The organism is Limnofasciculus baicalensis BBK-W-15, assembly GCF_024178385.1.
GTDB lineage: Bacteria > Cyanobacteriota > Cyanobacteriia > Cyanobacteriales > Coleofasciculaceae > Limnofasciculus > Limnofasciculus baicalensis.
The window spans coordinates 1-11735 of record NZ_JAMZMM010000187.1; the positions used below are offsets into that span (position 1 = coordinate 1).

Sequence of the window (11735 nt, forward strand, 5' to 3'; positions counted from 1 at the left end):
GAGTTTTGTTAGCGCAGCGGGACGAAGTCCGTTTTGAGTTTTAATTCAAAACTGAGAATTCAAAACTGATAATTATTCCGGGGAGTGGGGGGCGGTAAAAATAGGAGAGACCAAATCAAATAGGCAATATCACCCGAACTGTTGTTTCTTGATTAGGTATACTCTCAATAGTTAATTCCCCACCTAGTAATTGGGCAAGGCGTTTGCTAATCATCAGTCCCAATCCGGAACCAGTTTGCTCGTAGAGTTTGCGCTCAAATTGCTGATGTGCTTCTAATTGGGCAATCTGACTGCCTGTCATGCCACATCCCTTGTCGGTTATGGATAAAGCATAGAATGGTTTCGCCGGATTTCCTTGATAAATAATAGTACTTAAAACCCGTATCGGAGTGCCGCCAGAAGAGTACTTAAAGGCATTGTCAATTATTTCGGCAACAATTTTTTCCAGTCTGATTTTGGCAATCTGAATAGTTGAATCTTGCAAATCCATATCTACATCTGCTCCTCGATCTACTCGTTTCGCCCAATCCCAAACGATCATTTCAATTGCTGATGCAGCGGATTTAACCTGACTATTCCGCAATGTTTTAATCCGATCTGGATCTGTAGAAATCAGTTCGAGTTCAGCATATAGTAAAAAGTTTTGAATCAGTTTGTGTAACCTTTCGGCGGACTTACTGATCTTTCCTGCCATTTCCTTAATGTCTTGCCGTTCCAGTGTATCTGCTTCCTCTACAATAAACTGGGAAAAACCGAGAATATGGGTTAGTGGCGATCGCATTGCGTGAGGTAGGGATTTGGTGATGCTATTGCGGAACCAATCCAGTTTTTGGGCTTGTTGTTGATCGAGTGTCGCTTGTTTTTCAAATCGAGCCGAAATTGCCCTCAGTAATTCTTCTGCTGTAAAGGGTTTGGTGACGTAATCATCTGCTCCCAATTCCATACCGTGTCGCCAGTCATTTTTATCCGATCTAGCGCTAAGAAAGACAAAGGGAATTGTTGCTGTAGATGGTTCTTTTCGTAACGCAGTCAATACACCAAACCCGTCAAGTTTTGGCATCATTATATCACAAATAATCAGATCTGGTAAATGCTCCTGAGCTAAATCAACTCCGGCGCAGCCATCAGGAGCACCTAGTACAGAGAAATTCTCAGCATCAAGCAAATCTATGAGATTTTCCCGCACTGCTTCTTCATCTTCAATCACTAATATTTTTTTCATGGTTTTGTTGTTGGTTGTTGGTTATTGGTTGTTGGTTGTTGGTTATTGGTTAACCGAGTGAATTATTGAATTGATTTATGGATCAATGATTGTGTATTTATTAAACCCCACCACAAAAGTAAGGATATTTAATTTTGACTTTTGACTTTTGATTCTTGATTTTTTAGAGATCTTAGCATCATTAAAGATTTGCCACTGATGAGTAATTCCTTAAATTCCTTAGCTGACAAAGGTTGGCTAAATATATAGCCTTGCATCATGTCACATTGATTTTGGCAAACAAATTCGAGTTCCTCCTTGGTTTCTACACCCTCAGCAATAATTTTTAACTCCATTTTTTTTGCCATTTCAATAATTGCTTTAGTAATGGCAGCATTATGGGAATTTTCCGATATATTCCGGATAAAGCACTGGTCAATTTTCAATATATCGAAGGGAAATTGTTGTAAATAGCTCAATGAAGAATACCCTGTGCCGAAATCGTCAATAGCAATTGTCAATCCTAATGCTTTCAAAGCATTGAGCCGACGAATCGCCACCTCAGTATTTTGCACCAGCATACTTTCCGTTAGTTCTAATTCCAAAAATTGAGGGTGCAGATTAGTAGTGTTCAAGATTTTGACTAACTTTTGCCGAAAATCTACTTGAGTGAATTGACGCGCCGATATATTTACCGCTATTTGTAAAGAGTAGAACCCAATGTTGTGTAATTGTTTTAATTGTTGGCAAGCTGTTTGTAATACCCATTCCCCAATCGGTATAATTAGTCCAGTTTCCTCGGCGATGGGAATAAATCTACCAGGTGAAATGATACCTCTTTCTGGATGATACCAACGCAATAGGGCTTCTGCCCCCATAATTTGTCCTGTGGTAAGATTGACTTTTGGTTGATAATACACCTGAAGTTCTTGACGTTCTAAAGCATAGTGTAGACTTGTCTGTAATGCCACACGATCTAAGGAGCCAATACTTAAGACAGCAGAGTAAAATTGATATTGATTTCCCCCTTGTTGCTTAGATTGAAACATTGCCTTATTCGCCCGATCTAGTAGCTGATCGATATTAGAGCCATCGCGGGGATAAATGGCTACTCCAATACTAGCAGTGATAAAGATTTCTTGGTTTTTTAAGGTAAAGGTTTGGACAAAACTATTCACAAGCTTTTCACAAACCTCGATCGCGTCTTTTTTATGTTCTATATCGTCTAGGATGATGATAAATCGATCGGCATTGAAGCGAATAACCGTGTCATTATTGCCAACACATGCGGCGATCCTTTCGGCAACTCCTTTAAGTAATAAGTCGCTAAATCCATGTCCCAAACTATCATTGATCTGGTCGAATCGATCCAATCCCAAGCAGAGGATTGCGATTGTTTTTTTATCTTTGGAGTCAGTTGGTTTTATCTGTTTGAACTTTTCTCGCAATGACAGTCGATTTGGAAGTCCCGTGAGACTATCATGGTGCATCCAGTAATTGAGTTGTTGTTTCGCTTGCTTGAGTTCGCTACTGTAAGATTCTTGTACAACTTCCCTTTTTTTAAGGCGAGTTGCGATCGCACCTAAGAGTTCAGATCGAGTAAAGGGTTTAGTGAGATAATCATCTGCACCTAATTCCATACCCTGACGAAAATCAGTTTTTGCCGCTTTAGCAGTTAAGAAAATAAAGGGAATTCCTGCTAGTGCTGAGTCTTGGCGCAGTTTGCTCAAGACTCCATAACCGTCACATCCCGGCATCATTACATCACATAAAATTAAATCCGGTTTGTTCGCTTTGGCTAAATCAATACCAATAGAACCATTTTCTGCGCCAATTGGGTTCCAACCTTCAGCCTCTAGAAGTTCTAAAATGTTTTCTAGAACCTGATCTTCATCTTCAATTACTAGAATTTTCTTAGTCATCTTCATCAGTAGATAGTGAGTTGTACATTGGCAGTGTGACAGTAAATGTAGTGCCTACCCCGACTTCGCTCTCTACACTAATTTGACCTTGGTGAATATCCACGCATTTTTTCACTATGGTGAGGCCTAAACCCGTTCCGGGAATTGTACCCACGTTAGTGGCACGGTGGAAGGTTTCAAACAATCTTTCCTTATCTGGAAGTGGAATACCAATTCCGCGATCGCTAATTTGAAAGATTGCTTGCTCATTATGATAACTCAAGATCAAATTAATAGTGCTTTCCTTTGGTGAATATTTAATCCCATTGCTCAACAAATTCTCCAAAATTGCCCGCAAAAGTTGTTTGTCCATTTGCGGAAGGCGAAATGAGGGAATGTTGATTTTTGACTTTTCCTCACTCCCTATAGAAAAAACTATCGGGTGTTGGTTGCGATCTTGTAGCTGCATCTCCTCCACTAAAGTACGGCAGAAGTTTTCCAAGTCTAGTGCTTCTGTGCTTAACTTCAGTTTTCCCGCTTCTGCTTTGCCAATCACCAACACGTCATTTAATAATTTAGTCATGTAGGTGACTGATGCTTGAATGCGATGGAGGTGGGTGATTTTTCTCTCCACAGACCATTTTTCCCCGTAATGTTCTAGTAACTCCGCTGAGGAGTTAATAGTAGTGAGGGGGGTACGAAACTCGTGGGATGTAGTGGAAATAAAGCGGGATTTCAACTCGCTGAGTTCTTTTTCTTTCGCTAGAGCATTAAGAATATCCGCTTGAGCTTGCTTCCGTTCTGTGATATCCTCGGCAATGCCAGCAATTCTGGTTACGACACCCGCCTCATTTAAGACACGAAAAGCACGTACCCATACCCAACGTTCCGATCCGTCAGGACGGACGATCCGATATTCTTCTTGCCAATCTTTTTCCTCTGGGAATTTTCGTGCTACAGCAGCAACAATCCGATCGCGATCTTCCGGGTGTACTAATTTTAACCAAGTTTTGGGATTTTCGTACAGACTCTCTGGTGAACATCCCGATACTTCTTCGTAGGCGGGACTAATATAGAGAATTTGCTTTAAATCGGGGGTAGTTAAAAAGAAAACCTCGCGGATATTTTCGGTAAGTTGCCGAAATTTTTCTTCACTGGCGCGTAGCTTATCTTCTACCCTCTGGCGCTCAATAATTTCAGCTTTCAGCGTTTGGTTAATATTTCTTAATGCGGCTGTACGTTTTTCCACTCGTACTTCTAAAACTTCGTTGACTTGTTCGAGGGTTAGTAGTGCTTGAACACGATCGGTAACATCTTGTACGATCGCGGCTACTTCTTCTGTTCCACTTTCAATAAGGCGAATTTCTAAGTTACGGACTTTGCCATTCAACCACAACTGGTATTCAACAATTTCAACTTGCTTGTTTTCCATGGCAAGTTCGATATTTTCCCAAATCAATCCTGCTATTTCTGTGGGTAAAATATGATGTAAATGTTTGCCAATAATGTCGTCGGTGAGAAGGGGGAGAGTATCCGTTTTTCCGGCTTTCCAGTCCAAACAAATGCCATCTCTTGTCACCTGAAGTATGGCATCAGGTATGATCTTTAAAAGAGCGCGGTTTCTGCTTTCAGATCCTTGTGATACGGAGAGTAAATCTTGCCGATTTTCAATTTCTACTTGATAGTGCTGCTCCAGTTCCGTATTGTAAAGAGCCATCGCCCAATGATCTGCGATCGCTTGTACAAAGGCAATTTCTTGAGGTTGCCATTCCCGTTTATTTCCCCTGACTAAAAGGCTAATGGCTCCATAAAAAGATTGGCGGTGTAACAGGGGGACAATCAAAATTGTCCCCAAACCATAGTCCTTTGCCCAATCTTGAAGTGTGGGGTGAAATTGTTGGTCGGAGTTGGGCATAGTTATCTTCTGCCATCGAGCCAGCCATTCTTGATTTTCCTTATAGAAGTTACCAAATACCTTAGTGAGTTGGGTTGTTGTCAAGTTATCTAAAGACGCGATCTTTAACTGATGGTTTAATGCTTCAAAGATTATACATTCACTCAGTCTTAGAACGTCCAGTATCTGATGGGCAGTAGTTTTCAAGCATTCATCAATTCCCAGTATTCCCTGGGTAAATTGTATGATTTGATTGGCGATCTTCCCTTGGATAGATAATAAGGTTTCGTTACTTATCCAGGATGAATTGCTTATGTTGAGAGGTAGAATATCCTGTGGCATAATTATAATCTAGTAATTAGTTATTGGCTATTGACAATTGTCTGTTAGCTCCTACAAGTAATAAAATACTTATTTTGTATATTAATTGCGATGGCAATAAGGAGTTCATCTAAAGTAAATGGCTTTCTTAAATAAGCATTTGCTCCTAAATTCATTCCCTGCTGCAAATCCATTCTTGCAGTTTTTGCAGAGAGAAACATGAAAGGAATTGTCGCCGTTTGGGATTCCGATCGCAAGGCATTTAGGACAGCATAACCATCTAATTCTGGCATGAGAACATCGCATAAAATTAGATCGGGAAGTTTTTGTTGTGCTAGATACAAACCGATAGAACCATTTTCGGCCGCGATTGCATCAAATCCCTCATTTTCAAGAATCTCTAAGATGTTTTCTCTTACAGGTTCTTCATCTTCAATTACTAGTATTCTTGACATTTATTTTTTCAATAAATATTTTTTTATGGACAAAATCAAATTAATAACCTAAGTTCAACCTAAAAGGTTAAATGGTAGATTTTTATCCACTCTGATAAATTGTGACACAGCTACGGGGATTATCCATCGTGGAAATTACGGGTTTTATCAGCTTTCCTACCTGACGGATAAACCCACATTCCGTACCCTGTACTCTAGACATGAGGGTTCTCGAGGATATATAACAAAAGTCAAAAGTCAAAAATGAAATCCTTGCTATGAATTACTTCTGGCGTTTTCGGATCTCCTAACACGGGCACTGGAAATCTCTTGTTTACTTGTTTTCAGTTTATTTTATTAGCTCTAACTCAGGTCTATAATTAGCGTCGCAGAGGAAGTTATGTGAAAAAAAAAGGAAAACACCAAGAAATGATGTCTTCCTTTTTTATAGCAAAATTCAATCAACCTAGACCATTAAGTCTTAGCCTTTAGCTTCCTAAATCTCCATCTGCTGAGTATTGCTGATGTTTTTAGGAAGGGTAACTTGCTAATACAAAGCTAACTTTAGATTAGAAACGGATTTAAGCCGCAGCTGCAATGGGTTCCAATTCAGGAGAGGGTTGAGTTGGGGCTGGGTAAACACTTACTTTCTTGCGAGTTTTACCTTTTCTCTCAAAAGTAACAATCCCATCAATCAAGGCAAACAGCGTATCGTCTTTGCCTAAACCGACATTGTTACCAGGGTGAAACTTGGTGCCGCGCTGACGTACAAGGATATTGCCTGCTCTGACAACTTGACCGCCAAAGCGTTTAACACCAAGGCGTTGAGCATTTGAATCCCGACCGTTACGTGTACTACCTGTACCTTTCTTATGAGCCATAGTATCCTCTTAATTGCCTTCGTTAATGTTTATTCTTATGCTGAAGCAGTTTCAGTATCAGGTGCTGATCCTGATGATTCAGGTTCAGCCGTCGGTGTCGCTTCTGACTCTATGTTGGCAGCAACTAGCACCGAACCATTCATACTAATCGAATTAACCATCAGACGGGTAATTTCCTGCCGATGTCCCCGCTTTTTCCGAGTTTTCTTCTTCGGCTTCATCTTATAGACGAGGATTTTGTGACCGCGATAATGTCGCATCACTGTCCCCTCAACGGTTGCCCCGGCAATGAATGGCTGACCAATTGTCACATCGCCATCGTGCTGAAGTAGCAAAACACTGTCAATGGTGACTTGTGCTTCCGGTTCGACGTGGAGCAGTTCGATCTCGTAAAAGCGACCGGGTTCAACTCGCAGTTGTTTACCACCAGTTTCAATAATTGCGTAACTCATGGGTTGTCCTTATAGATGGCCGTACAGGTAGCTAGCTCCTATTCTTTGAGCTGCTTTTGGTATATCTGAACCTGATCCGAGCAGAATATACACGCAATTTTCCATTCTCTTCGATTCGATGGGTACTTGTCAAGTTTTATCAGAGAGTACCATGAAAACTCTGTGACTAAAGTTTTAATTTAAAACTCAAAACTCTATTATCCATTCCCCATTCCCTATTCCCCATTCCCTTTTCCCAGCTTCGCAATATTCTCGAACAACTCAATAGTTCCCAGAAGGTTAACTGCTGAACTAAAGGATTCCTCTAGTAATTCAAGCTGTTCTTCTGGAGTATCAATCAATTCATCCGCAAGTAGTCGAATTGAACCAATCATCAAATTCAGACGACTACGCGCTTCATAAGAAGCTTTAATTAACGCTTCATTCCGAGGAATTGAACGTTTAGGCTGTTCAGCAAATTGCTCATTATATAGCTTGGCATATTTACCACCTTTTCTTAAAAGTTCCTGGTGGTTTCCCAATTCCACAACCCGTCCCTTTTCTAACACCGCAATTTGATGAGCCTTTTGCACGGTGGAGAGACGGTGAGCAATTACTAAAGCCGTGCGAGAGCGATTGAGTGCTTCCAGTGCTTCTTGGACAAGGCGTTCCGTCACGGTATCTAATGCACTAGTCGCTTCGTCGAGAATTAATATATCCGGATCTTGAATGAGAGCCCGAGCAATCGCCATCCGCTGTTTTTGTCCACCAGACAAGCGCGTGCCGCGATCCCCAATAATCGTATCAAATTTTTCTGGCAGTTCCATAATAAAGTCATAGGCATTAGCTTGTTTGGCTGCCGCTATAATTTCTTCCTCCGTAGCATCGGGTTTCCCATAAGCAAGATTCTCACTAACTGTGGTATTAAATAGATAGGTATCCTGACTGACAATCCCCATTCTTTTGCGAATGCTTTTGATATCGAACTCTCGCATATCAGTTCCATCAATAGCGAGATACCCTTGATCTGGATCGTAAAATCTGGTTAAAAGATCTGCCATAGTTGATTTTCCCGCACCCGTCGATCCAACTAAAGCTAAGGTAGTACCGCGAGGTATTTCTAAGTTAATATTTCTTAGTCCCCACGCTGGATCGCTAGGATAGGAAAAAGATACATTATTGAATGTAATTCCCTCTCGCAGAGGAAACTTTTCGTAGTCCCGATCCCCGTTTACCATAAACGGCTTATTTTTGCGAGTCAAGAAGTCCTGCATAATATCCACACTTGCAGAACTATTTGCCAACGAACCGCGAGCGCCATTTAACTGACCAACTAAGGGAAGTACTCGTTGGAGTAAAAATAGGTATGTCAGGAGAACCGCAGATAGTGATTCAAGTTGATTCCCGAAAAATAGGCGACCAAGAAAAACAATCCCAATCAAACCAACAACACCTGTTATTTCGCTAACAGGGCCAATTGCTGCATAGTTAACTTGAGATTGGAATTCGGCTTTTTCGCGAGTTCTAATTAATGTTTTGAGCCGTTTATATTCTCTATCTTCATTTCCTGTTGCTTTGACCAATCGAATTCCTTGTAGGGCTTCTAATATGCCGATTGAATAAGCTTTAGACATTTCTGAGAGCTGCTTGCCAAATAATTTTGCACGTCCAATCGAGTATTGATTAACCACTGCAACTAAAGCCAATAAAGCAGTTGAGGCGATTGTAAGTTGCCAGGAAATAGCGATCAGCAAACCTATAAATACGAAAGCTGTGATTATCGTAATTACTGTCCCGATTATCGTAGTAACCGATCCGATAGCACGGCCTAGTTCTCCTCCCAAGCGGTTGATCAAATCTCCTACTCTTGTCTGAGAGTAAAAATCCAAGTCCACATCAAGTAATAACCGCAATCCTTCTTCACGAAGATCGCTAGTCATTTTTCGTGATAGAGAACTAGATACTAAGGAGCTACAATAAGAAGCAAGATTTTTTAAGACAATCATCAGAACAATCGCGGCAGCCATCGCTCCGATACGATAGTGGGCGGCAATACTATCAAATGGTTCCATAATCGCCTTAAGGATTGGGGGAGCGCCACCTAAATTTATAGGCTGACCTAAAATATTGAGAACTATTGGTACAATTAGAGCTGTGCTAACACCGTTAAATAATCCACCCGAAAATCCCAAAATTATTGTCAGAACAATCCAGGCAGGATAGCGTTGAGCAATTTTGAATAATTCTTGACGGCGACTAACAAATTTCAATGGTATCTTAGATAACATGCCAGGAATCCTTATATATTTTACTTAATGTCAATCAAAGGCTTTTACTCTGCTATTTTCATGTCATGGACTTATTTTGAACTTTTATTTCTCATAGAAATAGATCAGATTTTATCGATTATCTTAGAAATAATTGTTGTCATCTTTTTTGTGCTATATAACTCGATACACCGTTCCCTAGCTTTTTTACCTCGATTACTAGCTTCTCCAAAATCATGAAATATCTCCTCAATTTTTTCCGCAATTTGTTCTGGAGAACTCGGATCTACCAGATAACCCATGTCTCCTAAAATTTCTGGAATATCGCCAACCCTAGTCGATATAATCGGTTTTGCCATTGCCATCCCATCTGTCAGTTTAATCGGAAACTGAGCATGAGCCGTAATCCGATCCCGTTGAGGAACAACCACGATATGAGCTGCGGACACAATTTCTGGCATTCGATCGATCGGAGTAGATGGTAATCTAACGATCCAGCGTTTGCCGATATCCATTAACTTTTCGATATAACCATCGCCAATTTCTCTACCCCCTACCAAAACTAACCTCAAATCTGGCTGATTTAATTGCTCTAAAGCCAATAAAACATCCTCAATCCCTTTGTGGGGGCGTGCTGTTCCTGGAAACATTAATACTCTATATTCTGATAAGCCATATTTAGCTCGGCTAGCTTCTGGATTGAAGCGTGAGGGGTCAAAAAGATCGGTATCTTTACCATTTGGCAGATAAGTTCCACCAAAAAGATGTTTGAGAAATTGGGTGTCTACTGTAACAGCGTTAGCTCTACTAATTAATTTCTCCATCCACTGTAAATACAGCCAATGATCTGGAGATCTTAATTGACCATCAGGTTTAAGTAAGTCTGTTACCAGGTTTTTTATTGTAGGGCGATACCGCCATTTACCTTCCCCAAACCAGCTCAACTCCCAATCGTCAATATCTAAGATTATGGGCTTATGGGTGCGTAACTGCTTAAATAAAGCAATACCAAAGCTAGTTGGTCTCGGTTTGACAGCATAGATAATTTCTCCATCAATTTCTTTGAGCAGATTTTTAGCTGAATTGAGGAATTGAGGATAGTTGTCACCCGCTACCCAGCAAACTGGTAAATTCTCTGGTGGGAGAGGATAAAGAGTTTGACCAAAGAGAAAACCACAGACTTTAACATCGTAGTTGAGTTGTTGCAGTACCTGTCCGAGGAGGTATGCTCTAGTCCCGCCACCTCCAGACAAGTCTGGAGCCAGGATTGAAATTTTCTGGATCACTAGTTTATAGCCAATAATAACAACATATTCATCCTATTCCCACTACTCTATCAAGGTTAAGCTTTATTATGGATTGTCTACTAAGATAGCCTGCTAGACAACGATACGTCATCTGCCTGCAACGTAAGTATTACTTCCTGAGTCTGGTAAGCTAGGACTTCTGTTGAAAAACCCCCGCTATAATCGGTAGTCGGAGGGAAGGAGTCGGTTGTTTACAAATTCATTGACAAGAGGGGATACAAACAATGGAGGTTTACCTGTTACCAGCACTGTCTGACAACTATTTCTTTTTACTGCACGACTCCAAGGATAACATCGCGGCTGTAGTCGATCCAGCGGAGGCTGAACCCCTGCTGCGGCGTTTAGCCGAATTGGGTGCTGAGTTGGTGGCGATTTTTAATACCCACCATCATAGCGATCATATAGGCGGCAATCGAGAGTTAATCCAGCGTTTTCCTAATGTTCGCGTATATGGAGGTGCTGAAGATCGCGGTAGAATTCCAGGACAACAGGTTTTTTTACAAGAAGGGGACAAGGTTACTTTTAGCAATCGCACGGGTGAGGTTTTTTTCGTTCCCGGACATACTAGGGCGCATATCGCCTATTATTTTCCCCCAAAGGGCGATCGCAAAACAGGCGGGGACACCTATGAAACAATCACAGGCGGGGACACCTGCTCTACGGGTGAATTATTCTGTGGTGATACTTTATTTGCAGGGGGTTGCGGCAGACTTTTTGAAGGTACACCGACACAAATGGTGAATTCTTTGAGCAAGTTACGGGCTTTACCAGATAATACGCGGGTATGGTGCGCTCACGAATACACCCTAAAGAATCTGCAATTTGCTCTAACTGTAGATAGTTCTAATCCAGACTTACAAGCTAGATATAGAGAAATTGAAACCGCTCGTCGTCGGGGAGAGGCAACTGTGCCATCATGGTTGGGGGTAGAAAAGCATACTAATCCTTTTCTGCGCTGGGATCAACCCTCACTACAGGCAGCGGTTAAGGCAAACGATCCCATACAGACATTTGCACGGCTGCGGGGAATGAAGGATCAATTTTAGGCGGGGAATGGGGAAGAGAGTTTTGAGTTTTGAGTTAAAACTCTCCTTCCCC

The 11735-nt window shown here is 41.2% G+C and carries 9 protein-coding genes; 1 reads left to right on the forward strand and 8 read right to left on the reverse strand.

Going from position 1 to position 11735, the window contains the following annotated elements; all coding sequences use genetic code 11:
- Positions 1 to 115 precede the first annotated feature (115 nt).
- The 8 genes from NJ959_RS17695 to NJ959_RS17730 all read right to left on the reverse strand — a co-directional run bounded on the left by NJ959_RS17695 (position 116) and on the right by NJ959_RS17730 (position 10616).
- Positions 116 to 1222, reverse strand: coding sequence for a hybrid sensor histidine kinase/response regulator (locus tag NJ959_RS17695; RefSeq protein WP_254013064.1), 1107 nt, complete (start codon positions 1220 to 1222; stop codon positions 116 to 118).
- A gap of 128 nt (positions 1223 to 1350) precedes the next feature.
- Positions 1351 to 3123 carry an EAL domain-containing response regulator gene (locus NJ959_RS17700; RefSeq protein WP_254013065.1) on the reverse strand — a complete coding sequence of 591 codons (1773 nt, stop codon included), beginning with the start codon at positions 3121 to 3123 and terminating at the stop codon, positions 1351 to 1353.
- The gene (locus tag NJ959_RS17705) at positions 3116 to 5338 is read right to left on the reverse strand and encodes a sensor histidine kinase (RefSeq protein WP_254013066.1); all 2223 of its coding nucleotides are present in this window, start codon (positions 5336 to 5338) and stop codon (positions 3116 to 3118) included. Before NJ959_RS17705 ends, NJ959_RS17700 begins: the two co-directional genes overlap by 8 nt.
- 44 nt (positions 5339 to 5382) lie before the next feature.
- Positions 5383 to 5772, reverse strand: a complete 390-nt coding sequence (locus NJ959_RS17710) for a response regulator transcription factor (protein WP_254013067.1) — start codon at positions 5770 to 5772, stop codon at positions 5383 to 5385.
- A gap of 560 nt (positions 5773 to 6332) precedes the next feature.
- On the reverse strand, positions 6333 to 6632 hold the full coding sequence (rpmA, locus tag NJ959_RS17715; RefSeq protein ID WP_254013068.1) for a 50S ribosomal protein L27: 300 nt from the start codon (positions 6630 to 6632) through the stop codon (positions 6333 to 6335).
- 35 nt (positions 6633 to 6667) lie between these two features.
- Positions 6668 to 7084, reverse strand: a complete 417-nt coding sequence (gene rplU / locus NJ959_RS17720; RefSeq protein WP_254013069.1) for a 50S ribosomal protein L21 — start codon at positions 7082 to 7084, stop codon at positions 6668 to 6670.
- 215 nt (positions 7085 to 7299) lie between these two features.
- A complete protein-coding gene (locus NJ959_RS17725; protein ID WP_254013070.1) occupies positions 7300 to 9351 on the reverse strand; it encodes an ABC transporter ATP-binding protein in 2052 nt (683 codons plus the stop codon).
- Positions 9352 to 9455: 104 nt separating this feature from the next.
- On the reverse strand, positions 9456 to 10616 hold the full coding sequence (locus tag NJ959_RS17730; RefSeq protein ID WP_254013071.1) for a glycosyltransferase family 4 protein: 1161 nt from the start codon (positions 10614 to 10616) through the stop codon (positions 9456 to 9458).
- 245 nt (positions 10617 to 10861) lie between these two features.
- On the opposite strand from NJ959_RS17730, the gene gloB reads away from it, so the two are divergent.
- Positions 10862 to 11683 (forward strand): hydroxyacylglutathione hydrolase, encoded by an 822-nt coding sequence (gloB, locus tag NJ959_RS17735; protein ID WP_254013072.1) that lies wholly within the window; start codon positions 10862 to 10864, stop codon positions 11681 to 11683.
- The last annotated feature ends 52 nt before the right edge of the window (positions 11684 to 11735 follow it).